At 72.4% G+C, this 22746-nt stretch carries 20 protein-coding genes; 3 read left to right on the forward strand and 17 right to left on the reverse strand.

Going from position 1 to position 22746, the window contains the following annotated elements:
* Positions 1-130 precede the first annotated feature (130 nt).
* Positions 131-841 carry a DUF5995 family protein gene (locus QFZ71_RS03235; RefSeq protein WP_307666727.1) on the forward strand — a complete coding sequence of 237 codons (711 nt, stop codon included), beginning with the start codon at positions 131-133 and terminating at the stop codon, positions 839-841.
* A 27-nt stretch (positions 842-868) separates the two neighbouring features.
* Here the strand turns inward: QFZ71_RS03235 and QFZ71_RS03240 are convergent, their stop codons facing one another.
* The 5 genes from QFZ71_RS03240 to QFZ71_RS03260 form a co-directional block, all read right to left on the reverse strand.
* Positions 869-2578 (reverse strand): NAD(P)/FAD-dependent oxidoreductase, encoded by a 1710-nt coding sequence (locus QFZ71_RS03240; protein WP_307666728.1) that lies wholly within the window; start codon positions 2576-2578, stop codon positions 869-871.
* A 45-nt stretch (positions 2579-2623) separates the two neighbouring features.
* Positions 2624-3421 (reverse strand): carbon-nitrogen hydrolase family protein, encoded by a 798-nt coding sequence (locus QFZ71_RS03245; protein ID WP_307666729.1) that lies wholly within the window; start codon positions 3419-3421, stop codon positions 2624-2626.
* A gap of 183 nt (positions 3422-3604) precedes the next feature.
* The gene (locus tag QFZ71_RS03250; protein ID WP_307666730.1) at positions 3605-4063 is read right to left on the reverse strand and encodes an Lrp/AsnC family transcriptional regulator; all 459 of its coding nucleotides are present in this window, start codon (positions 4061-4063) and stop codon (positions 3605-3607) included.
* A 128-nt stretch (positions 4064-4191) separates the two neighbouring features.
* Positions 4192-5649 (reverse strand): aldehyde dehydrogenase family protein, encoded by a 1458-nt coding sequence (locus tag QFZ71_RS03255; RefSeq protein ID WP_307666731.1) that lies wholly within the window; start codon positions 5647-5649, stop codon positions 4192-4194.
* 176 nt (positions 5650-5825) lie between these two features.
* The gene (locus QFZ71_RS03260; protein ID WP_307666732.1) at positions 5826-7292 is read right to left on the reverse strand and encodes a GuaB1 family IMP dehydrogenase-related protein; all 1467 of its coding nucleotides are present in this window, start codon (positions 7290-7292) and stop codon (positions 5826-5828) included.
* Between the two features lie 299 nt (positions 7293-7591).
* On the opposite strand from QFZ71_RS03260, the gene QFZ71_RS03265 reads away from it, so the two are divergent.
* On the forward strand, positions 7592-8665 hold the full coding sequence (locus tag QFZ71_RS03265) for a terpene cyclase (RefSeq protein WP_307666733.1): 1074 nt from the start codon (positions 7592-7594) through the stop codon (positions 8663-8665).
* A gap of 62 nt (positions 8666-8727) precedes the next feature.
* On the opposite strand, the gene QFZ71_RS03270 is transcribed toward QFZ71_RS03265, so the two are convergent.
* The 4 genes from QFZ71_RS03270 to fmt form a co-directional block, all read right to left on the reverse strand.
* Positions 8728-9723: a sugar-binding transcriptional regulator gene (locus tag QFZ71_RS03270; RefSeq protein WP_307666734.1), complete on the reverse strand. Its 996-nt coding sequence runs from the start codon at positions 9721-9723 to the stop codon at positions 8728-8730.
* A gap of 133 nt (positions 9724-9856) precedes the next feature.
* Positions 9857-10540 (reverse strand): ribulose-phosphate 3-epimerase, encoded by a 684-nt coding sequence (rpe, locus tag QFZ71_RS03275; RefSeq protein WP_307666735.1) that lies wholly within the window; start codon positions 10538-10540, stop codon positions 9857-9859.
* 148 nt (positions 10541-10688) lie between these two features.
* A complete protein-coding gene (locus QFZ71_RS03280; protein ID WP_307666736.1) occupies positions 10689-12122 on the reverse strand; it encodes an RsmB/NOP family class I SAM-dependent RNA methyltransferase in 1434 nt (477 codons plus the stop codon).
* 119 nt (positions 12123-12241) lie between these two features.
* Entirely contained in the window at positions 12242-13174 is a 933-nt protein-coding gene (fmt, locus tag QFZ71_RS03285) for a methionyl-tRNA formyltransferase (protein WP_307666737.1), read from the reverse strand.
* Positions 13175-13441: 267 nt separating this feature from the next.
* Between fmt and QFZ71_RS03290 the strand changes: the two genes are divergently transcribed.
* Complete coding sequence (locus QFZ71_RS03290) at positions 13442-14008, forward strand: hypothetical protein (RefSeq protein ID WP_307666738.1); 567 nt, start codon at positions 13442-13444, stop codon at positions 14006-14008.
* Between the two features lie 98 nt (positions 14009-14106).
* Here QFZ71_RS03290 and QFZ71_RS03295 read toward each other — a convergent pair whose 3' ends face one another.
* From QFZ71_RS03295 to QFZ71_RS03330, 8 genes are all read right to left on the reverse strand, one after another.
* Positions 14107-16251: a primosomal protein N' gene (locus tag QFZ71_RS03295; protein ID WP_307666739.1), complete on the reverse strand. Its 2145-nt coding sequence runs from the start codon at positions 16249-16251 to the stop codon at positions 14107-14109.
* 111 nt (positions 16252-16362) lie between these two features.
* Complete coding sequence (metK, locus tag QFZ71_RS03300) at positions 16363-17571, reverse strand: methionine adenosyltransferase (RefSeq protein ID WP_307666740.1); 1209 nt, start codon at positions 17569-17571, stop codon at positions 16363-16365.
* Between the two features lie 235 nt (positions 17572-17806).
* The gene (gene coaBC, locus QFZ71_RS03305) at positions 17807-19015 is read right to left on the reverse strand and encodes a bifunctional phosphopantothenoylcysteine decarboxylase/phosphopantothenate--cysteine ligase CoaBC (protein ID WP_307666741.1); all 1209 of its coding nucleotides are present in this window, start codon (positions 19013-19015) and stop codon (positions 17807-17809) included.
* A gap of 164 nt (positions 19016-19179) precedes the next feature.
* Entirely contained in the window at positions 19180-19452 is a 273-nt protein-coding gene (rpoZ, locus tag QFZ71_RS03310; RefSeq protein ID WP_003970369.1) for a DNA-directed RNA polymerase subunit omega, read from the reverse strand.
* A 61-nt stretch (positions 19453-19513) separates the two neighbouring features.
* Positions 19514-20107: a guanylate kinase gene (gene gmk / locus QFZ71_RS03315; protein ID WP_307666742.1), complete on the reverse strand. Its 594-nt coding sequence runs from the start codon at positions 20105-20107 to the stop codon at positions 19514-19516.
* A 38-nt stretch (positions 20108-20145) separates the two neighbouring features.
* Positions 20146-20469, reverse strand: coding sequence for an integration host factor (locus QFZ71_RS03320; RefSeq protein ID WP_003970367.1), 324 nt, complete (start codon positions 20467-20469; stop codon positions 20146-20148).
* A gap of 242 nt (positions 20470-20711) precedes the next feature.
* Positions 20712-21551 (reverse strand): orotidine-5'-phosphate decarboxylase, encoded by an 840-nt coding sequence (gene pyrF / locus QFZ71_RS03325; protein ID WP_307666743.1) that lies wholly within the window; start codon positions 21549-21551, stop codon positions 20712-20714.
* Positions 21548-22660, reverse strand: a complete 1113-nt coding sequence (locus QFZ71_RS03330) for a quinone-dependent dihydroorotate dehydrogenase (RefSeq protein ID WP_307666744.1) — start codon at positions 22658-22660, stop codon at positions 21548-21550. The genes pyrF and QFZ71_RS03330 overlap by 4 nt, the downstream gene beginning before the upstream one ends.
* Between the last annotated feature and the right edge of the window lie 86 nt (positions 22661-22746).

The following is a 22746-nucleotide window of genomic DNA, read 5'->3' on the forward strand; positions in this document are numbered from 1 at the left end:
GCTCCCCGGTCCGGATCCTCGGGGGCTGCCCGTCACCCCCCGGCCCCCTTCCGGGGCCGTGGTTCGTCCGTTCCGATGAATCTCGGGCCGGCCGGCGCCGTGGCGGGCCCCTGGCTGGGACGCTCCGCGCATGACGCAGATCGAGCAGTCCGCGGTCCCGGCCGGGGCCGGCGACCCGCCTCCGGGCGGCTTCCCGGTGATCGAACGTATGCGGGAGTGGCGTTCCCGGTGGTCGGCCGGGGGCGGGGTGGCCGTCTTCAACGCGGTCTATCTGGACGCCGTCGAGCGGGTGGCCCCGGACCTCGGCGGAGCCGGTTTCGACGACCGGGAAGCCGCCGCCCTGCTGGGCGTGCGCTGCGCGGAGCGCTATCTGTCGGCGGTGGAGACGGCGGCTGCGGGCGGACGGCCGCCGCGGTGCTGGCGTCCGCTGCTTCCGTACCGCCGCCATCCCGGCGTGCGCCCGCCGCAGTTCGCGCTGAGCGGTCTTCAGGCGCACGTGGGCCACGACCTGGTGCTGGCGGTGGTGGACACCTGTCGTACGCTCGGCTGCGATCCGCCGGACCTGGAAGGGGAGTTCGAGCGGGTGGGCGATCTCCTCGCGCTGCTGGAGGAGCGCGTCCACGACGACCTGATGCCGGGCCCCGACGCCCTGGGCATCGCGGACCCGCTGACCCACCTGGTGAGTTCGTGGAGTCTGGAGCGGGCCCGCGAGGCCGCCTGGTCGGCGGCCCGGACGCTCTGGCGGCTGCGGGACTTCCCTTCGCTGGCCGAGGAGTTCAGGCAGCGGACCGACGCGGGCGCGGGCCTGGTGGGGCGGCTTCTGCTCACCCCCTGCCGCTGACGCCCGTGCCGGTCCCCGTCCTCGGGCTCAGTCCTCCGGGAGCTCGACCGGCGCGATCTCGTCGAAGACGTCGCCGGGGCCCGGATTGGTCGCGTCCGTCGCCCCGCCGAACTGGTGCATGACGCCCCACACCGCGTTCAGCGCGGTCTGCACGGCGCCCTCGGCCCAGCCGGCCGTCCAGGAGATGTCGTCCCCGGCGAGGAAGATGCCCCGCTTGTCCTCCGGCAGCCGGTCCTGCATGAAGTGGGTGAACAGCCGCCGCTGGTAGCGGTAGTGGCCGGGCAGGTTGGCTTTGAACGCGCCCATGAACCAGGGCTCGTTCTCCCAGGAGACGGTGACCGGGTTGCCGATGATGTGGCTGCGGATGTCGACGTTCGGGTAGATCTCCCCGAGCGACTTGAGCATGACCTCCATGCGCTCCCGCGGCGAGAGCGGCAGCCACTTCAGGCTGTCGTCGCACCAGGTGTAGGAGAGGCAGATGACGGCGGGCCTGTCCGGCCCGTCGTCCAGGAGGTACGTCCCGCGGGTCATGCGGTCGGTGAGCGTCATGGACATGGCGTCGCGGCCGGTGGCGTTGCCCTGGCCGTCGACGGCCTTGTCCAGCCAGAAGGGCCGGTCGACCGGGACGAACAGCTTCGACGACTCCATGTAGTGGGTGCGCTCCATCGCCGTCCAGTGGTCGATCGGGAACAGCGCGTCATCGCAGTCGATCTTGGAGAGCAGCAGCCAGGACTGTCCGGTGAAGACGGCGGCCCGGAAGGTGCGGATGTCGCCGGTGGCGTCGGTCACCGTGATGCGGTTGCCGGCGGTACGGGACAGCCGGGTCACGGCGCCTCGCGGCTCTCCCCCGTGCAGCGAGGAGAGCGAGGTGCCGAGCGGCCAGTGGACGATCTTCTGCGGCTCGCGGTCCCACAGGCGCAGCGGGAGCTGCTGGCTGCCGCCGACGATGCCGCGGTGGTGGTCGTCGGCCTCGGTGTAGACGACGCGCAGGATCTCCAGGATGGAGTTGGGGAAGTCGGTGTCCCAGCCTCCGGTGCCGAAGCCGACCTGGCCGAAGATCTCGCGGTGGCGGAAGGACTTGAAGGCCTCGGATTCGCAGAGGAACCCGTAGAAGGTCTGGTTGTCGAGCCGTTCGACGAGCTGCGACCAGATCTCCCGGATGCGCGGGACGTCGCGCTCGCGCAGCGCCCGGTTCATGTCGGAGAAGTCGGCGCCCTCCTCCAGGCAGGCGGCCCACGCCTCGGCCACGTCGCGGTAGACCTGCGGCAGGTCGTCGATGGTCTCGGCGTAGTGCGACTCACCCTTGAGGTCCACCACGGTGGAGGGCGTGGCCGGGGAGAGCGGGTTGGGGAAGGGCCGGGTCTCCAGGCCCACCAGGTCGATGTAGTGCTGGAGCGCCGTGGAGGAGGGCGGGAAGCGCATCGCGCCCATCTCGGCGGTCAGGCCGGGGTCGCAGCCGTCGAAGCCGACCGTGCGCAGCCGCCCGCCGATCTGATCGGCCTCGTAGACGACGGGCTTCAGCCCCATCTTCATCAGCTCGTACGCGGCGATGATCCCCGACAGGCCGCCGCCGATGACGGCGACCTCCTGGCCGTGCTCGGTCGCCGGTATCTGCCCGATCCCCGCCGGGTGGTCGAGGAAGTCGTCGTACGCGTACGGGAAGTCCGGCCCGAACATGGTGATCGGCGGGGCGGCGGCGTCGTTGTGCTGGACGGCGTTGGGCACCGTGGACGTCATGGGGTACGGACTCCTTGCGCGGTACGGGGTGAAGGCGGGGCGGGCTCAGGCGAGGGAGCCGTACAGACCGGGGCGGCGGTCGTGCAGATAGGGGTTGGCCTCCCGCGAGGCGGCCAGGAACTCCGGGTCCACCTCGCCGATCACGAGTTCCTCGCCGCGTCCGGCGCGGGTGCGCACGGTGCCGTCGGGGCCCGCCAGACAGCTGAGCCCGACGAACTCGAACTCCCCTTCGGGGCCGACCCGGTTGACGTACGCCACGTACAGCTGGCTCTCGAAGGCCCGTACGGGGACGACGGATTCGGCGACGAACTGGAAGGGGTGCATCTGCGCGGTGGGCACCAGCAGCAGATCGGTGCCGGCCAGGGCGTGCGCCCGGACGTTCTCCGGGAACTCGACGTCGTAGCAGATCAACAGGCCGATCCGGACGCCGTCCAGGTCGGCCTGGACGACGGTTCGCTCGCCGGGGGTGAACCACTTCTGCTCGAAGCAGCCGAAGAGGTGGGTCTTGCGGTAGTTCGCGAGCCGCGCGCCGTCGGGGCCGATGAGCTGGGAGGCGTTGAAGATCCGCTCCCCGTCGCGCTCCGGGTATCCGTACAGCACGGCGAGCCCGTGGCGGCGGGCGATCTCCGCGACGGCCTCGGCGCCGGGTCCGTCGGCGGACTCGGCCAGCTCGGGGACGGCGTCGCCGATGGCGTATCCGGTGAGGAACAGCTCGGGCGAGACCAGCAGCCGGGCCCCCGCGGCGGCGGCGCGCGCGGCGGCGGCATCCAGCGTCCTCAGGTTCTCGGGGACGACGCCGGGCCGGCCGGAGCTCTGGAGCAGGGCGGTGCGCAACGACGGCATGGCTGACCTCGGGCGGTGCGGGCGGAGTGGGGAGACGTATCGAAGGTACGTGGCCCCGATCGGCCCCGACAAGGCGCGAGTGTTGCGCATCGACCGTCGATTCGTTGCGCGGGGAGCGCGCCCGGCGGTGAATCGTTGCGTCAGGCATCACCGCAGGTCAGCGGGGTGATGTGAGCCACTGCCTCAGACCGGTGGGGCCTCCGCCGAATACCGGCGCAGCAGGGGGGAGAGCACCAGGACGGACTTGGTGCGCTCGACGTACGGTTCCCCCGCGATCCGTTCCAGGACCTGTTCGAAGTGGCGCATGTCGGCGGCGAAGACCTGCACCACGGCGTCCGCCTCGCCGGTGACGGTGGAGGCGGAGGCGATCTCCGGGTAGCGGGCGAGGCCCTGCTTGATGGCGTCCGGGGAGGTGTTGCGGCTGCAGTAGATCTCGATGAACCCCTCGGTCTCCCACCCGAGCGCGGCCGGATCGACCCGCACGGTGAAGCCGGTGATGGCGCCCTCGGCGCGCAGCCGGTCGACGCGGCGTTTCACGGCGGGGGCGGAGAGGCCGACGACGGCGCCGATGTCGGCGTAGGAGCGCCGGGCGTCTTCGGCGAGGGCGTGGACGATGCGTTCGTCGAGGTCGTTCAGGCGCACGTCGGGCGGTTCACTTCTCTGCGGTGGGCCGGGGCTGCGGGAGGCGGCGTGTGCCGCCTCCCGCAGTAGACCACGAGCCGCCGGTCGCGGGCGTGCCCGGCGCAGTGCGGTGAACGGGTCGGGCGGGGTCAGAAGGGGAACTGCGAGCGTCCGTGCTGGATGGAGATCCACTTCTGGGTGGTGAACGCCTCGATCATCGAGTCGCCGTTCAGCCGGCCGAGGCCGGAGCTCTTCTCGCCGCCGAAGGGGACGATCGGCTCGTCGTGGACGGTGCCGTCGTTGATGTGGATCATGCCGGTGTGGATGCGCTGCCCGATCCGCACGCCGCGCTCGATGTTGCCGGTGTGGACGGCGCCGCTGAGCCCGTACGGGGTGTCGTTGGCGATGCGGACGGCCTCGTCCTCGCCGTCGAAGGGGATCAGCAGGGCGACGGGTCCGAAGATCTCCTGCTGGAGGACGGGCGAGTCGGGGGCGAGGCCGGTGAGCACCGAGGGGCTGACCAGGTTGCCGTCGGCGCGGCCGTGCAGGAGGGCGGTGGCACCGGCCGCCACGGTCTGGTCGACGAGCTTGGAGACGGACTCGGCCTGCGAGGAGTTGATCAGCGGGCCGATCTGGGTCGCCGGGTCGGCGGGGTCGCCCACGGTGAGCGAGGCGACCTTGGCGACGAACTTCTCGGTGAACTCCGCCTCGACGGCGCGGTCCACCAGGATGCGGTTGGCGGCCATGCAGACCTGGCCCTGGTGGATGTAGCGGCTGAAGACGGCGGCGTCGACGGCGTAGTCCACGTCCGCGTCGTCGAGCACGATCAGGGCGCTGTTGCCGCCGAGTTCGAGGACGGCCCGCTTGAGGTTGGTGGCGCAGACGGTGGCGACGTGGCGGCCGACCTTGTCCGAGCCGGTGAAGGAGATGACCTGCGGCACGGGGTGCTCCAGCAGGGTGTCGCCGATCTCCGCGATGTCGGTGATCACGACGTTCAGCAGGCCGGCGGGCAGACCTGCGTCCTCGAAGACCTTGGCCAGCAGGGTGCCGCCGCAGATCGGGGTGTTCTGGTGCGGCTTGAGGACGACGGCGTTGCCGAGGGCCAGCGCGGGCGCGACGGACTTGAGGGAGAGCAGGAAGGGGAAGTTGAACGGGCTGATCACGCCGACGACCCCGACGGGGACCCGGTAGACGCGGTTCTCCTTGCCCTCGGTCGGGGAGGGGAGGATCTGCCCGGCCGGGCGCAGGGCCAGCTGGATCGCCTCGCGGAGGAACTCCTTGGCCAGGTGCAGTTCGAAGGCGGCCTTCAGCCGGGTGCCGCCGAGCTCGGTGACGATCGCCTCGCCGATCTCCGGCTCGCGCTCCTCGACGATGCGCAGCGCCTTCTCCAGGACGGCCCGCCTGCTGTACGGGTTGGTGTCCGCCCACGCCTGCTGGGCCCGCTCGGCGGCGCGGTACGCCTGGTCGACCTCGCCCGCGGTGGCGACCGGAATCGAGGCGAGCTTCTCCCCGTCGAACGGGTTGAAGTCGATGATGTCCCAGGACCCCTTCCCCGGCCTCCACTCGCCGTCGATGTACTGGTGGGCCAGGTCAGTGAAGAAGGACATGAGATCCCTTACCGCAGAGAGGCGGGTAGCTGAGTGCGCTTCATATTACTTATAACCCAACAGAGTTGTAGCGCCTCCCCAGCCACCTCCGGTTCCCGGAAACAGCGCCCGGAAACGGCCGCGCCCCCACCGGCGCGAAGTACCGGCGGGGGCGGGTCGGCCGGGGCCGTGCGGAGTCAGCTCCAGCTGGCGTGCAGCGGCTTGCCCTCGGCGTACCCGGCGGCGCTCTGCACACCGACGACCGCCTTCTCGGCGAACTCCGCGAGGGAGCCCGCGCCGGCGTAGGTGCAGGAGGAGCGGACTCCGGCGATGATCGAGTCGATCAGGTCCTCGACCCCCGGCCGCGTCGGGTCGAGGAACATCCGCGAGGTGGAGATGCCCTCCTCGAACAGCGCCTTGCGGGCGCGGTCGTACGCGGACTCCTCCGAGGTGCGGTTCTTGACGGCGCGGGCCGAGGCCATCCCGAAGGACTCCTTGTAGTAGCGGCCGTCCGCGGACTGCTGGAGGTCTCCGGGCGACTCGTAGGTGCCCGCGAACCAGGAGCCGATCATCACGTTGGACGCGCCGGCGGCGAGCGCCATGGCCACGTCGCGCGGGTGCCGGACGCCGCCGTCCGCCCAGACGTGCTTGCCGTGCTTCTTCGCCTCGGCGGCGCACTCCAGGACGGCGGAGAACTGCGGGCGGCCGACGCCGGTCATCATCCGGGTGGTGCACATGGCGCCGGGCCCCACGCCGACCTTGATGATGTCCGCGCCCGCCTCGATGAGGTCGCGCACACCCTCGGCGGCGACGATGTTGCCCGCGACGATCGGCACCCGCGGGTCGAGCGCGCGGACGGCCTTCACGGCGCTGATCATGGATTCCTGGTGGCCGTGGGCGGTGTCCACGACGAGGACGTCGGCGCCCGCGTCCAGGAGCTGCCGGGCCTTGCCGGCCACATCGCCGTTGATGCCGACGGCGGCGGCGACGCGCAGCTTGCCCTCGGCGTCGGTGGCGGGGGTGTAGAGGGTGGCGCGCAGGGCGGCCTTGCGGGTGAGGATGCCGACGAGGCGTCCCTGCGCGTCGACCGCGGGGGCGAGCTTGCGGTTGGCGCCGTCGAGCTTGTTGAAGGCGTCGCGGGGGTCGATGTCCGCGTCGAGCACCACCAGGTCCTTGGACATGACCTCGGAGAGCTGGGTGAAGCGGTCGACGCCGGTGAGGTCGTGGTCGGTGACGACGCCCACGGGGCGCCGGTCGGCGTCGACGACGACGCCCGCGCCGTGCGCGCGCTTGGGCAGCAGCGACAGGGCGTCGGCGACGGTCTGTCCGGGGGCCAGCTCGATCGGGGTGTCGAGGACGAGGTGGCGCGTCTTGACCCAGGAGATGACGTCGGTGACGACCTCCATCGGGATGTCCTGGGGGATGACGACGAGGCCGCCGCGACGGGCGACGGTTTCGGCCATCCGGCGGCCCGCGATCGCGGTCATGTTGGCGACCACGAGGGGGATGGTGGTGCCGGTTCCGTCGGGCGACGCGAGGTCCACGCCCTGCCGGGAGCCGACCGCGGAGCGGCCCGGAACCATGAAGACGTCGTCGTACGTGAGGTCGTACGGGACCGCGGGGGACTCTGTGTAGCGACCGGTGCCCGGCTCAAGAAAACGCATAACACTCATTTTTTCATACGAAACGGTGCAGGTCGTTTCCACGAAGACACAGCAAAGGACCCCCGCGTTCGTATGATCCTCCGAAGAGGCGGCCGGGGGCTCCGGGCAAGTGGAACCTGCCTTACCCACGGACCCTACCCGACCGGGATTCGAAGCATTCGTGATCACCATCCCTGGACCCGGTGACAAGGGGTCAGGTAGCTTCAAAGCCGCAGGTCTCGGGGGTGCCGGAAGTGTCGACGCCGACTCGTCGACACCCCCGGGCACACCGTTTGACCGGAGAGGATCCCGATCCGCCTGTGGACAGCGAACTGCCGGACATCTACTGCCCGTTCCCGCAGCGGACCAACCCGCACGTGGCACACGCACGGGAGCATCTGGACGCCTGGACCAGACAGACCGGCCTGGTCCACCGCGAGTCCGCGAGGCACCGGTTCGAACAAGCCGATTTCGGGGCGTTCGTCGGCATGGTCTACCCGACCGCCGACGCGGAACGCCTCGATCTGGTGGCCGACTGGTTCGTCTGGCTCTTTCTCGTCGACGACCAGCTCGACGACGGCCACCTCGGCCGGTCGCCCGAACGGGTGAGGGACGTCGTCGACCGGATGCGCGCGGTGGTCGACGGCTCGGCCCCCGCGCCGCTGCCGGGCGAAGAGGTTCCGGCCGCCGTGACCGCCCTGGCAGATCTGTGGAAACGTACGACGCCGAACGCCGCCCCGCACTGGCGGACCCGGTTCGCCTGGCACCTGGTCTCCTACCTCACGACCGCCACCACCTGGGAGGCGGGCAACCGGGCCGAGGACGTGGTGCCCTCGGAGGAGACATACATCGCCAAACGCCGGCACACCGGGGCCATCCACGTCTGCATGGACCTCATAGAGATCGTGGCGGAGATCGAGGCCCCGGAGTCGATCCACAACGACCCCCGCTTCATCACCGCCCTGGAAGCCGCCTGCAACCACGTGTGCTGGGCGAACGACGTCTACTCCTTCGAGAAGGAGCAGGTGCTCGGCGAGATCCACAACCTGGTCCACCTGGTCCGCCACCACCGCGGCTTCGGGGAGCAGCAGGCGCTGGACCACGTCGCGGAGCGCCTGGCGATGGAGACCGAGCGGTTCCTGACCGCCGAGGAAGAACTGCTGGAGCTGTACCCGGAGCTGTCCGGGATGCTGGTGCCCTACCTCGACGGCATGCGGAGCTGGATGCGGGGCAACCTGGACTGGTCGCGCCAGACGCCCCGCTACAACCCCGCCGACGTGGGCCAGTACGAGGAGCCCGAGGAGTATCTGGAGGAGACCGTGCTGGGCGTCCCGCCCGCGCGCAGAGAGGCCGCCCCCAGCCGGTGCACGGCCCCCGCCCCGCCGGCAGGCTGAGGGACGACGTGCTGAGGGCCGTGCACCCCGCGGGGTGCACGGCCCTCAGCACGTTCTCGGCGTCACTCCCCGTCGGGGTCGGCCCGTTCCAGCGCCGGGCGGACGCCCGCGGCGGACTCGGTGAGCAGGAAATCGGCTGCGGCCGTGTCCGTCACCAGGCTGGTGACCAGGCCGGAGCGCAGCACCGCGCCGATCGCCGCCGCCTTCCGCTGGCCGCCCGCGATCGCGACCACCTCGGGGATCCGGCGCAGCCGGTCCGCCTCCACGGTGATGCAGCGCTCCCCCAGATCGCGGCCGACCCGGCGGCCGTCGGCGTCGAAGAGGTGCGCGGACATCTCGGCGGCCACGCCGAGCGAGGCGTAGTGGGCGCGCTCGGCGTCGGAGAGCATGTCGTGGACCGTGGAGATGCCCGGCTCCCAGGAGCCGATGGAGACGGCGGCGACCGTCACCTTGTCGAAGTACTCGAAGGCGCGGGCGATCCCCGTCTGGTCGCGCAGCGCGGCGGCCGTCGCGGGGTCCGGCAGCAGCATCGGGGCGTAGATGGGGTGGGCCTCGCCGCCGGAGACCTGGGCCGCCCTGCGGACCGCCTCGACCGAGCCGCGTTCGGCGGTCCCCGCGTCGTACACACCGGTCAACTGGACCACCGTGCACGGCGGGAGCCGGTCCAGCGCGGCCGCCATGTGGATGGTGGAGCGGCCCCAGGCCAGGCCGAGCACATCGCCCTCGGCCACCAGCTCGCCGAGGAGGTCGGCCGCGACCTCGCCCAGGTTCTCCGGGTCGGCGGCGTCGTCCTGCTCGTCGGCCGGGGACTCGACGACCACCGCGTGCCGCAGCCCGTAGCGGGCGCGCAGGGCGTCGGAGCGTTCGGCGTCCAGCTCGGCCGGGACCCGGATCTCGATCCGTACGAGATCGCGTTCGAGGGCGGTCTCCAGCACCCGCGCCACCTTGAAGCGGCTCACGCCGAACTCCTCGGCGATCTGGATCTTGGACTTGCCCTCCAGGTAGAACCGGCGGGCCATGGCCGCCGCCTGCACCAGCTCCGCGGGTCCCATCCGCATGGCTGACCGACCCGCCGAGATGCCAGACACCGCGATCTCCTCACTGCTGTTCACACGCCCGATACGCCGTTCATCCTGTCAGATCCGGCGACCCTTGATCGGCCCTGTCGGACCGCGTTCATCTGCCCTTGGTTCAGTGGTCGCACGCCCGGGGGGAGACGGCCGTGACCGCGTCCGCCCGCGCACGCAGCTCCCGTACCGCCGCCGCCGGGTCCGCCGCCCCGTAGACCGCCGATCCGGCCACGAAGACGTCGGCGCCGGCCTCGGCGCACCGCTCGATGGTGGAGGCCGAGACCCCGCCGTCGACCTGGAGCCACAGTTCGAGTCCGTGCTTGTCGATCAGCTCTCGGGTGCGGCGGATCTTCGGCAGCATGATGTCGAGGAACGCCTGGCCCCCGAAGCCCGGCTCGACCGTCATGATCAGCAGCATGTCCAGCTCGGGGAGCAGGTCCTCGTACGGCTCGATCGGCGTCGCGGGCTTGAGCGCCATCGAGGCGCGCGCCCCCTTCGCCCGGATCTCGCGCGCGAGGCGCACCGGCGCGGCGGCGGCCTCCGCGTGGAAGGTGACGGAACCGGCTCCTGCCTCCACGTACTGCGGGGCCCAGCGGTCCGCGTCCTCGATCATGAGGTGGCAGTCCAGCGGGGTGTCCGTGGCCCTGCTGAGCGCCTCGACGATCGGCACCCCGAGGGTCAGGTTGGGCACGAAGTGGTTGTCCATGACATCGACATGGAGCCAGTCCGCGCCTTCGACGGCCTTCGCCTCCTCGGCGAGACGCGCGAAATCGGCGGACAGGATGCTGGGGTTGATCTGCGCCATGACCCAAGCCTGCCACGTTCCGCGCCGGTTCCCCGCCTCGATGGGCTCCGAAGCCTCACGCGGCCCTCACAGTCCGCACATTCTGGGCATTTTGCCAGCGCTTTACCGTTCCTTTGCCCTGCGGACGGAGAGACTGACGCGGCGATATTCAGCCGGTCCGGCGCAGCAGAGCCAGATACATCGCGTCCGTGCCGTGCAGATGCGGCCAGAGCTGGACGTCCGGGCCCTCTCCCGCCGCGGGCACTCCGGGCAGCAGCGGACGGGCGTCGATCCACTCCGCCTCCACCGGCTCCCCGCCCCGCCCCGCGAGGACGTCCTCGACGACGACGCGGGTCTCCGCGAGATGCGGCGAGCAGGTGGCGTAACCGACCACGCCGCCCACCCGTACGGCCTTCAACGCCTCGCGCAGCAGGCCGCGTTGGAGCGGCGCGAAGGCCTCCAGGTCCTCGATGCGACGCCGCCAGCGCGACTCGGGCCGCCGCCGCAGCGCGCCGAGGCCCGAGCAGGGCACGTCCATCAGGATGCGGTCGAAGGAGCCGGGCAGCCACGGCGGGCGGGTGCCGTCCGCCGTGATCACCTGGTACGGACCGGGGTTGCCGGCGAGCGCCCGTTCGACCAGCCGGGCACGGTGCGGCTGCTTCTCGGCGGCGAGCAGGGTCGCGCCGCGTTCGGCGGCCAGCGCCGCGAGGAGCGCGGCCTTGCCTCCGGGGCCCGCGCAGCCGTCCAGCCAGCGGGTGTCGCGGCCCTCGACCGGGGCGGCGGCCAGCGCCGCGGCGACGAGCTGGCTGCCCTCGTCCTGGACGCCCGCCCGGCTCTCCTGGACGGCCGCCAGCGCGCCGGGCTCGCCGCCCTCGGCCATCCGCACGGCGTACGGGGACCAGCGGCCCGGCAGGGAGTTGTCCTCGCCCAGGGCCTCGACCAGCTCGTCGGTGGTGGAGCGGCCGGGGCGGGCGACCAGGGTCACCTCGGGGCGCTCGTTGTCGGCTTCGAGGAGGTCCTCGATACCCGCCCGGCCGCCGCCCAGCGCGTCCCAGAGCGCGGAGACGATCCAGCGGGGGTGGGAGTGGACGACGGCGAGGTGGTCCTCGGCGTCCTCGTCGTACGGCGGGGCGACCTTCTCCACCCAGCCGTCGAGGTCGTGCGCGCTGACCTTGCGCAGCACCGCGTTGACGAACTTCGCACGCCCCTCCCCCAGCACCACCCGCGCCAGTTCCACACTGGCGGAGACGGCCGCGTGGGTGGGGATGCGGGTGCCGAGCAGCTGGTGGACGCCCAGGTTCAGGACGTCGAGGACCGGCGGGTCCACCTCGCGCAGCGGCCGGTCGATGCAGGCCGCCACGATCGCGTCGTACGTGCCCTGGCGGCGCAGCGTGCCGTAGACCAGCTCGGTCGCGAGCGCCGCGTCCCGGCTGTCGAAGTCACCCTTGGCGCGGGCCTTCTTCAGCAGCGGGGGCAGCACCAGGTTGGCGTACGCGTCGCGCTCGTCGACGGCCCGCAGCGCCTCGAAGGCGAGGAAGCGGACCGGGTCCTTCCGGGGACGGCGGTGGGGCTTGGCGGGACGGCGACGCGGCTGGTCGTTCACGTGAAAGGTGCTCCGCAGGGGGTGAGTGGGGCGAACCCTCCCAGCGTACGTCGCCGCTCCCGGCCCCTCGAACGAGAGGGCCCCGCGGCCGCGGGGGCCGGCGCCGGCCCCCGCCGGTCCTACGCCCCCAGCAGCTCGCCCGGAACGATCCGGACCCCGCGTGCCCAGTCGGCGGCCCGCATCGGCTTCTTGCCCTGCGGCTGGACCCAGAGCAGCTCGACAGCGTGCGACCCCGTGCCCGCGTACACGTTGTTCTTGGCCGCCGCCAGCTCGCCGGGCGCCAGATCGGTGCGGTCGAGCACCGGAGTGGCCTGGACGAGCTTGAGCCGCTCGCCGCGGAACAGCGTCCAGGCGCCGGGGGCCGGGGTGCAGCCGCGCACCACGCGGTCGACCCGCAGGGCGGGCGCGGACCAGTCGATCCGGGCGTCCTCCACCGTGATCTTCGGGGCCGGGGTGACGCCCTCGGGCGGCTGGGGCACGGCGTGCAGCGTGCCGTCCTCGATGCCGTCCATGGTGGCGGCGAGCAGCCCCGCACCGGCGAAGGCGAGCCGGGTGAGCAGGTCGCCGCTGGTGTCGGTGGGGCGGACCTCCTCGGTGAGGACGCCGTAGACCGGGCCGGAGTCCAGGCCCTCCTCGATCAGGAAGGTGGACGCGCCGGTCACCTCGTCCCCGGCCATCACCGCGTGCTGGACCGGCGCCGCGCCCCGCCAGGAGGGCAGCAGCGAGAAGTGCAGGTTGACCCAGCCCCGCGCGGGCACGTCGAGAGCGACCTTGGGCAGCAGGGCCCCGTAGGCGACGACCGGGCAGCAGTCCGGGGCGATTTCGCGCAGCCGGGCGAGGAACTCCTCGTCGCGCGGCCTGGCGGGCTTGAGCACCTCGATCCCGGCCTCCTCCGCCCGCTCGGCCACCGGGCTCGCGACGAGCCTGCGGCCCCGGCCGGCCGGGGCGTCGGGACGGGTCACGACAGCGGCCACCTCGTGGCGGTCGGACGCGATCAGGGCGTCCAGGGCGGGGACGGCGACTTCGGGGGTGCCGGCGAAGACGAGCTTCATGGGTGGCTGACTGCCTCTCGGGCCGAGACGTACGGTGACGAGCAGCACACCAGTCTAGAGTCCTCGGGCGGAGCACAGCCGGGCAGCCCGGCGGGCGAGCGGCGATCACGGGGGCGTACGCGCTCCGCGCGCGCCCCGCGCACAGGTGTATACGCCCCGACAGCGTGACCACAGACCCGGCTCGGGCGTTGGTCAAAGGAGATTGACCGAAGCGGGCCGCCCCGGTGCGGCCCGATCCCTTTCAACGCCGGTTCGAGAGGCTTCTTCATGGCCGACCACGCAACGCACGACGCCCAAGCGCGGGCCAGTCTGCATCTTCTGGTGCGGGACATCGAGCGGGTCCGGCGGCAGGTGGACGCGCTGCGCACCCTCACCGCCCAGCTGGGCAACGTCTACCGCCCGCGCCGCTCCGGCCCCTCCGCGGGCTTCGTCGTCTACGGCAGGGCCCCGGCCCCCACCGTCCGCCTCGCGCAGGAACTGCGGGACAGCGTCGAGACCCTGGTCACCGCGGCGGTGGACTTCGACCGTTCGCTGGGCTTCTCCTGGGACGCGGTGGGCTCCGCCCTCGGCGTCACCAAGCAGGCGGTGCACCGTCGTTACGGGGCTCGCCGCGCCACCCCGCAGCCGGCCGCCGAGACGGGCGGCGAGACGACGTCCGTGGCGCGCCCGGTGTCCGTCTCCACCGGCCTGTCCGGGGCCTCCGCCGGAGGGCCCGGCTCCCCGCTGCCCTCGGTTCCCGCCGCCCGCTCGATGCCGCCGCAGCCTTCGGCGGGCCAGAAGGCGGCCCGCGAGGAGTTGCGTCCCGGTGTCTTCCCCGGCCCCCGCAACGGCTGACCCTCCGTCCGCTCCGCTGCCCCGCCGTGCCGGTCGCGCGGTGGGGCGCTCCGCTGTCCGGGGCGGCCGGCCGGACGGCGCAGGTCCGCGCCCCCGCCTCAGCCGATGTCGGGCGGGTCGACCCTGATGCGGATCGGCTCGGTCGCGCCCTTGGCCATCCGGGCGGCGAGCGCCGTCTTCAGGGCGCGGGCGAGCGCCGCGCCCCGGCCCGGAACCACCCGCACCAGGACCCGCTCCCAGCTCTCGCCCGGCGGGGCGTCGCCCGGTCTGCGGGGCCTGCCCGGCTCGGCCGAGGGGACCGGCACGGGTCCCAGGACCTCGGCCTCCGGCGGCAGCCCGGCCGCGTGCAGGAAGGCGGCCAGGGCGTCGGCCGGACCGGTCACCGAGGCCATCCGGGAGACCGGCGGAAAACCCAGCTCGGCCCGCTCCGCCAGCTCCCGCCGGGCGAACCCCGCCGGGTCCCAGCGCACCAGCGCCTGCACCGCGCGCTCCGTCGGCTCGGCCACGATCACCACCGTGCCCCCTTCGTCCTGCCCGCGCACCAGGGCCGCTGCGGCCGTCCACCGGCGCAGCGCCTCCTCCCCCGCCCGCAGATCGGGGCGGCCGAGCATGGCCCAGCCGTCGAGCAGCAGGGCCGCCGCGTAGCCGCCCTCGGCGACGGGCTCCGCGCCCGGCGTGGAGACGACCAGGGCGGGGGTACCGGGCACCGCGTCCAGGATGTGGTCGCGCCCCGAGGTGCGGACGGGCACGGCGGGGAAGGCCCGGCCCAGCTCCTCCGCCGTGCGGCGGGCCCCGACGACCCTGGCGCGCAGCCGGGTGGAGCCGCATTCCGCGCACTGCCAGCCTCCCTCGGCCCGCCCGCACCAGGCGCAGTCCAGATCCCGCTGGTCCGGGGCCTGGAGAGGGCCGGCGCAGTGCCGGCAGCGGGCGGGCGTGCGGCAGCGTTCGCAGGCGAGGCGGGGGGCGTAACCCCGGCGGGGCACCTGGACCAGCACCGGGCCGCTGCGCAGTCCGTCGCGCACCGCCCCCCAGGCGAGGCTGGGCAGCCGGGCCGATCGGGCGGCGCCGTCGCGGGCCAGCTCGCCGTCCCCGACCGTACGGATCAGGGGTGCGGCCCGGCGCAGCCGTTCGCGGTCCGCGAGGAGGGGCAGCGCCCAGCCGCTCTCCACGAGCTGGGCAGCCTCGACCGTGCAGCTCGTCCCGCCGAGCAGGAAGCCGCAGCGGCCCTGCGCCGCCCGCAGCTCCAGGACCTCGCGGACGTGCGGGAAGGGGGCGTTGTCGTCGCTGTGGCTGGAGTCGCCGTCGTCCCAGACGACGACGAGCCCGAGGTCGTGGACAGGCGCGAACATGGCGGCACGGGTCCCCACGACCGCCCGTACCGAGCCCCGGCGTACGGCGAGCCACCGGCGGTAGCGCTTCTCGGGCCCGGACTCGGCGGTCAGCAGGGCGTGCCTGCCCGAGCCGAGCGTCTCGGTCAGGGCCGCGTCGACCCGTGCCGCGGCCCGCCCGTCCGGGACGACGACGAGGGCGCCGCGCCCGGAGGAGAGGGTCGCCGCGACGGCCCCGGCGATCTCGGCGGGCCAGTACGGTCCGGGCAGGGCGGTCCACACGGCGCGCGGCGCACCGCCCTCGGCCAGTGCGCGCAGGAAGGCCGGGCCCTGGGCGTACCGCTCCCAGGTGCCCGGCTCCGGGGCCGGAGGCGGCGGCAGCGGTTCCGGGGAGGGCTTGGACTCGGCGCGGCCGTTGCGGGGCGGGACGGCGAGCTGGACGACGTCGGCGAGACTGCCCGCGTACCGGTCGGCCACCGCGCGGCAGAGCGCGAGCAGCTCGGGCCCGAGGACCGGCTCCGGGGAGACCACGGAGGCGAGGGCGGCCAGTGCCCCCTGGTAGTCGGAGTCGGCACGGCGCTCGACGATGAAGCCGTCGATCAGGCCGCCGCCCTCGCGTCGCCCGCCCTGGACGTTGCGCCCCCCGGCGCCGAAGCGGACCCGCACCCGGACGCCGGGCCTGGCGTCGGCGTCCAGCTCCTCGGGGACCGCGTAGTCGAAGAACTGGTCGAGGTGGAGGACGCCCTTGTTGACCAGGACGCGGGCGACGGGCAGCTCGCGGGCGAGGGCCGCGCCGCGCCAGGTCCGCGGCTTGGCACGCGGCACCTTCGCCCGGCGCACCGTCTCCCGGATCAGCGCAAGCTGTTCCGGCGCCCCGGCTCCGGGCTCGGCGGAGGGCTCGTTCTCGCTGCTCACAGCTGCATTCCTACCAGAGAGCTCGGACAACGACCGGGGCACGGCAGCGGGGCCCGGCCACCGCGTTCGGTGTCCGGGCCCCGCCGTCGTGCCCTGCTGGAATCGGCCGTCCTAGAGACCGGCGGCGGCACGCAGCGCGTCCACGCGGTCGGTGCGCTCCCAGGTGAAGTCGGGCAGCTCACGTCCGAAGTGGCCGTAGGCGGCGGTCTGGGCGTAGATCGGGCGGAGCAGGTCGAGGTCCCGGATGATCGCGGCCGGGCGGAGGTCGAAGACCTCGCCGATCGCGTGCTCGATCTTCTCGGTGTCGACCGCGGCGGTGCCGAAGGTCTCGACGAAGAGACCGACGGGCTCGGCCTTGCCGATCGCGTACGCGACCTGGACCTCGCAGCGGGCCGCGAGACCGGCGGCCACGACGTTCTTGGCCACCCAGCGCATCGCGTAGGCGGCGGAGCGGTCGACCTTGGACGGGTCCTTGCCCGAGAAGGCGCCTCCGCCGTGGCGGGCCATGCCACCGTAGGTGTCGATGATGATCTTACGACCGGTGAGGCCGGCGTCGCCCATCGGGCCGCCGATCTCGAAACGGCCGGTCGGGTTCACCAGGAGGCGGTAACCCTCGGTGTCCAGCTTGATGCCGTCCTCGACGAGCTGCGCGAGCACGTGCTCGACGACGAACTCGCGGATGTCGGGGGCGAGCAGCGAGTCCAGGTCGATGTCGGAGGCGTGCTGCGAGGAGACGACCACCGTGTCGAGCCGGACCGCCTTGTCACCGTCGTACTCGATGGTGACCTGGGTCTTGCCGTCGGGGCGCAGGTAGGGGATGGTCCCGTTCTTGCGCACCTCGGACAGCCGCCGGGAGAGGCGGTGCGCGAGGTGGATCGGGAGCGGCATCAGCTCGGGGGTCTCGTCGCAGGCGTACCCGAACATCAGGCCCTGGTCGCCCGCGCCCTGCTTGTCGAGCTCGTCCTCGTCGCCCTCGACCCGCTGCTCGTACGCGGTGTCGACGCCCTGGGCGATGTCGGGCGACTGGGCGCCGATCGACACCGAGACGCCGCAGGAAGCACCGTCGAAGCCCTTTTTGGAGGAGTCGTAACCGATCTCCAGAACCTTGTTGCGCACGAGGGTGGGGATGTCGGCGTAGGCCTTGGTGGTGACCTCGCCCGCGACATGCACCAGTCCGGTGGTGATCAAGGTCTCGACGGCTACGCGCGAGGAGGGGTCCTCGGTCAGGAGCGCGTCGAGAATCGTGTCGCTGATCTGGTCAGCGATCTTGTCGGGGTGACCCTCGGTGACGGATTCCGAGGTGAAGAGACGGCGGGACACATCGCTCCCTGGGGTTGCAGCGGCTGCTGGCTGATCATGGGTGGCGCGTCCGAGAGCTGCGCTCGGTGCGTGCCGCCCGCCAGCTTATCGGTCGCATCCGGCGGCCGGACCAGGTGTCTCGCTCTTTGGGAGGTTCGTGACGTGCGCCACGCACCTCACCGATAGGACAATCCGCTCACGCAGGCCGCCGACTTGAGGTTTATGGGATGGTTTCGCTCACCCGAGGGGCGGATCGTCACCTCGAACGGAACCTTTCGGAAACCAGATCCCACACCGTGTCGGCTAGGGCTTCCTTGGGCCCGTACGGAACCGGGGTCTCCCGGCCGTCGGCGGCGAGGACGACCGCCTCGTTCTCCTCCGCGCCGAAGGTCCTGCGCTCCCCCACCTCGTTGACCACGAGGAGATCGCACCCCTTGCGGCGGAGCTTGGCCCGGCCGTTGGCGAGGACGTCGTCGGTCTCGGCGGCGAATCCGACGACGATCTGTCCCGGCCGGGCCCGCTCGGCGGAGACCTCGGCGAGGATGTCGGGGTTGCGGACGAGGGTGACGGCGGGCGCCTCCTCGCCGTCCTTCTTCTTGATCTTGCCGGTGGCGTACGCGGCGGGCCGGAAGTCGGCCACGGCGGCGGCCATCACCACGACGTCCGCGTCGGGGGCGGCCTTCAGCACGGCCTCGCGGAGCTGGACGGCCGTGCCGACGCGCACGACATCGGCCCCGGCGGGGTCGGGCAGCCCGGTGCCGGTCTCGATCAGGGTGACCCTGGCCCCTCGGGCCACGGCGGTCCGCGCCAGCGCGTAACCCTGCTTGCCGGAGGAGCGGTTGCCCAGGAAGCGGACCGGGTCGAGGGGTTCGCGGGTGCCGCCGGCGCTGATCACCACATGGCGGCCCGCGAGGTCGGGCTCGGTGACCCCGCGCGCCAGCACCCGGCGGCAGACCTCGAAGATCTCACCGGGGTCGGGGAGCCGTCCCTTGCCGGTGTCCACACCGGTGAGCCGCCCGACCGCGGGCTCGATGACGACCGCGCCCCGGCAGCGCAGGGTCGCCACGTTCTCCCGGGTGGCCGGGTGCTCCCACATCTCGGTGTGCATCGCGGGGGCGAAGACCACCGGGCAGCGGGCGGTCAGCAGCGTGTTGGTGAGCAGGTCGTCGGCGAGCCCGTGGGCAGCCTTGGCCAGCATGTCCGCGGTGGCCGGGGCGACCACCACGAGGTCGGCCCGCTGACCGATCCGCACGTGCGGGACCTCGTGGACGTCCTGCCAGACCTCGTCGGAGACCGGGTGGCCGGAGAGCGCCGACCAGGTGGCCGCCCCCACGAAGTGCAGTGAGGCGGCGGTCGGCACGACCCGTACGTCGTGACCGGACTCGGTCAGCCGGCGCAGCAGCTCGCACGCCTTGTAGGCGGCGATGCCCCCGCTGACCCCCAGGACCACCTTCGGCTTGTCCACTGCGTCTCCCCGCACTCGGCACCATGACGTCGCACCATCGCGCTGCGACGTCCCGTCCCCATGCTGCCTCACCGCGCGCGGCGCGTTCATCCGGCCCCGGACACACCTCAGGCCCGACGGACGGGCCGTCGGGCCTGGAGTGAAGGTGCCGTGGTGCTGTCGCGTTACTGCGCGGGGCCCTCGATGGCCTCGGACGTCAGCAGACCGGCGTTGATCTCGCGGAGCGCGATCGACAGCGGCTTCTCGTGCACGTGGGTGTCGACGAGCGGACCGACGTACTCGAGGAGGCCTTCACCGAGCTGCGAGTAGTACGCGTTGATCTGGCGGGCGCGCTTGGCCGCGTAGATCACCAGGCTGTACTTCGAGTCGGTGGCCTCGAGGAGCTCATCAATCGGCGGGTTGATGATGCCCTCGGGCGTGGTGATGGAAGAGGACACTCTCTGCCTTCCGAAGGGGGTGTAGATCAAAGATCGAGGAGATCTGGACGATCGCCTGGATCTAGGCCTGAAGCATCAAGGCTAGCAGCTCGCGTGCGACATCCTCGACGGAGGTGTTGACCAGCGTCGTATCGAACTCCGCCTCGGCGGCCAGTTCGACCTTCGCGGCGGCGAGCCGGCGCTCGATGACCTCGGGGGGCTCGGTGCCCCGGCCGGTGAGCCGGCGCACCAGCTCCTCCCAGCTCGGCGGCGCCAGGAAGACCAGACGCGCGTCGGCCATCGACTGGCGGACCAGCCGGGCGCCCTGGAGGTCGATCTCCAGGAGGACCGGTTCGCCGGCCTCCAGGCGGTCCAGCACGGCGCGGCGCGGTGTGCCGTAGCGATTGCCCGCGAACTCGGCCCACTCCAGCAGTTCGCCGTTGGCGATGAGCTTGTCGAACTCCTCGTCGTCCACGAAGAAGTAGTGGACGCCGTCGCGCTCCCCGGGGCGCGGCTTGCGTGTCGTCGCCGACACGGAGAGCCAGACCTCGGGGTGCACGGAGCGCATATGGGCGACGACCGTGCTCTTGCCGACCCCCGAGGGGCCGGAGAGCACGGTCAGCCGCGGACGTACGTCCGGGGGTACGGGGGACGTCCCCCGGGATGTTGCAGCCATGGGGCGATTATCCAGGTTCTCAGGGGTGCCTGAGAACGTCAGGCGGGGCTGCCGCCGAACTCACGCTCCAGGGATGCGATCTGGTTGGAGCCAAGACCCCTGACCCGGCGGCTCTCGGAGATGCCGAGACGCTCCATGATCTGCTTGGCGCGGACCTTGCCGACGCCGGGCAGGGATTCCAGCAGTGCGGAGACCTTCATCTTCCCGATGACGTCGTTCTCCTGGCCCTGCTTGATGACCTCGTGGAGGGAGGCGCCGGAGTGCTTGAGTCGATTCTTGACCTCGGCCCGCTCCCGGCGAGCCGCGGCGGCCTTTTCGAGCGCGGCTGCGCGCTGTTCAGGGGTAAGGGGCGGAAGAGCCACGCCTACGTCACCTCGGATGTCGATCTGTCGGATACGGACCGGCGGGACGCTGGACGCCCCCCGCCAGGTGAGCGGAGAACACACTGTGCTCCCCGCTCTCGTCGGAGACTAGCGCCAAGGGCCGCCGTAGTCAGCGAGAACAGACGAAAAGTCCTGGTCAGCTGTGGCCGACCAGGACTTTCCGGGCATTTCAACCAGGTTTCCCGTCAGTAATTCGTCAACACGCTGTAAACGTGTCAGGGTCAACTGCCGGACACGGCGTCACGGACCTCTTCCGCGAACCGTTCGGCGGCTTCGCGCAGCCCGGACACGTCCGGTCCGTGGCGGAGCACGCCCCGGCTCACGCTGGGCACCACGTTTCCGACCGCGTCGCCGAAGACCGCCGGGAGGTCCGCGGGGGTCGCTCCCTGGGCCCCGATGCCGGGCGCGAGGAGCGGACCGTTGATCGCCAGGTTCACCCCGGCGTCGCCGAGCGTCGCGCCGACCACCGCGCCGACCGAGCCGAGCGGGGTCGCCCCGGCGTTCTCGGCGGCCATGTGGTCGAGCATCAGCTGGGCGAGCGAACGGCCGTCGGCCGCGGTGGCCCGCTGGACCTCGGCGCCCTCCGGGTTGGAGGTGAGGGCGAGGACGAAGACGCCCGCGCCCGAGACGGCCGCGGCGTCCAGCGCCGGGCGCAGCGAGCCGAAGCCCAGGTACGGCGAGACGGTGACCGCGTCCGAGAAGAGCGGCGAGTCCTTGTCCAGGTAGGTCGCCGCGTACGCCCCCATGGTGGAGCCGATGTCGCCGCGCTTGGCGTCCATCAGGACGAGCGCGCCGGCCGACCGCGCCTCCTCGACGGCCTTCTCCAGGACGGCGACGCCGCGCGAGCCGAAGCGCTCGAAGAACGCGGACTGCGGCTTGAGGACGGCGACCCGCTCGGCCAGCGCCTCCACGACGGTCCGGGTGAAGCGCTCCAGACCGGCGATGTCGTCGTCCAGGCCCCAGGAGGTGAGCAGCGAGGCGTGCGGGTCGATGCCGACGCAGAGCGGCCCGCGGGTATCCATGGCGTGACGCAGCCGGGCGCCGAAGGGTTCGGGGGTCACGGGGCGGCCTTCTTCCGGGTCTCGGCGCCGACGGCCTCGGCGAGGGTGGCGTACGGGGAGGCGGCGAGCCGGGCGGCGAGGCCCTTGTGGATCGCGCGGGCGTAGAAGGGGCCCTCGTAGATGAAGGCGCTGTAGCCCTGGACGAGGGTGGCTCCGGCGAGGATGCGCTGCCAGGCGTCCTCGGCGTTCTCGATGCCCCCGACGCCGACGAGCGTGATCCGGTCCCCCACGCGGGCGTACAGACGGCTCAGGACCGCCAGGGAGCGCTCCTTGAGGGGCGCGCCGGAGAGTCCGCCGGTCTCCCCCACCAGCTCCGGGCCGGACGTCAGGCCCAGACCCTCGCGGGCGATGGTGGTGTTGGTGGCGATGATGCCGTCCAGGCCCAGTTCCACGGCGAGGTCCGCGACCGCGTCGACGTCCTCGTCCGCGAGGTCCGGGGCGATCTTGACGAGCAGCGGGACGCGCCGGGTGGTGACGGTGCGGTCGGCGGCCTCACGGACCGCGGTGAGGAGCGGGCGCAGCGACTCGGTGGCCTGGAGGTTCCGCAGGCCGGGGGTGTTGGGCGAGGAGACGTTGACGACCAGGTAGTCGGCGTGGGCGGCCAGCCGCTCGGTGGACTTCACGTAGTCGGCGGCGGCCTCGGCCTCCGGGACGACCTTGGTCTTGCCGATGTTGACGCCGACGGTGGTGCGGAAGACCGGGTTGCGGGCGGCGAGGCGGGCGGCGACGGCGGCGGAGCCCTCGTTGTTGAAGCCCATGCGGTTGATCAGCGCACGGTCGGCGACCAGCCGGAAGAGGCGCTTCGCGGGGTTGCCGGGCTGCGGTTCGCCGGTGACGGTGCCGATCTCGATGTGGTCGAAGCCGAGCATCGCCATGCCGTCGATCGCGACGGCGTTCTTGTCGAAGCCGGCGGCGAGCCCGAAGGGGCCGTGCATCCGCAGGCCGAGGGCCTCGGTGCGCAGTTCCTCGTAGCGGGGGGCGAGGGCGGCGGCGACGTAGGTGCGCAGGACGGGGATCCGGGCGGCGAGGCGGATCCAGCGGAAGGCGGCGTAGTGGGCCTGCTCGGGGTCCATCCGCTGGAAGATCAGCCGGAAGAAGAGCTTGTACATGGGGAGTTGTCCTCGGGTGCTCGGTTCTCGACGGGGCTCGACGGGCTCGCGGAGAGGGGGACACCGTTCTCGGTGTCCCCCTCTCC

Source organism: Streptomyces sp. V2I9 (assembly GCF_030817475.1).
In the GTDB taxonomy this organism is placed as follows: Bacteria; Actinomycetota; Actinomycetes; order Streptomycetales; family Streptomycetaceae; genus Streptomyces.

Excerpts from the sequence above, each read along its gene's own strand:
- QFZ71_RS03240 (WP_307666728.1), bottom strand. The coding sequence starts at position 2,578 with ATGACGTCCACGGTGCCCAACGCCGTCCAGCACAACGACGCCGCCGCC.
- QFZ71_RS03330 (WP_307666744.1), bottom strand. The coding sequence starts at position 22,660 with ATGTACAAGCTCTTCTTCCGGCTGATCTTCCAGCGGATGGACCCCGAG.
- QFZ71_RS03270 (WP_307666734.1), bottom strand. The coding sequence starts at position 9,723 with ATGCGGATGGGACCCGCGGAGCTGGTGCAGGCGGCGGCCATGGCCCGC.
- QFZ71_RS03290 (WP_307666738.1), top strand. The coding sequence starts at position 13,442 with ATGGCCGACCACGCAACGCACGACGCCCAAGCGCGGGCCAGTCTGCAT.
- gmk (WP_307666742.1), bottom strand. The coding sequence starts at position 20,107 with ATGGCTGCAACATCCCGGGGGACGTCCCCCGTACCCCCGGACGTACGT.
- QFZ71_RS03260 (WP_307666732.1), bottom strand. The coding sequence starts at position 7,292 with ATGCGTTTTCTTGAGCCGGGCACCGGTCGCTACACAGAGTCCCCCGCG.
- fmt (WP_307666737.1), bottom strand. The coding sequence starts at position 13,174 with ATGAAGCTCGTCTTCGCCGGCACCCCCGAAGTCGCCGTCCCCGCCCTG.
- QFZ71_RS03255 (WP_307666731.1), bottom strand. The coding sequence starts at position 5,649 with ATGTCCTTCTTCACTGACCTGGCCCACCAGTACATCGACGGCGAGTGG.
- QFZ71_RS03235 (WP_307666727.1), top strand. The coding sequence starts at position 131 with ATGACGCAGATCGAGCAGTCCGCGGTCCCGGCCGGGGCCGGCGACCCG.
- rpe (WP_307666735.1), bottom strand. The coding sequence starts at position 10,540 with ATGGCGCAGATCAACCCCAGCATCCTGTCCGCCGATTTCGCGCGTCTC.
- QFZ71_RS03245 (WP_307666729.1), bottom strand. The coding sequence starts at position 3,421 with ATGCCGTCGTTGCGCACCGCCCTGCTCCAGAGCTCCGGCCGGCCCGGC.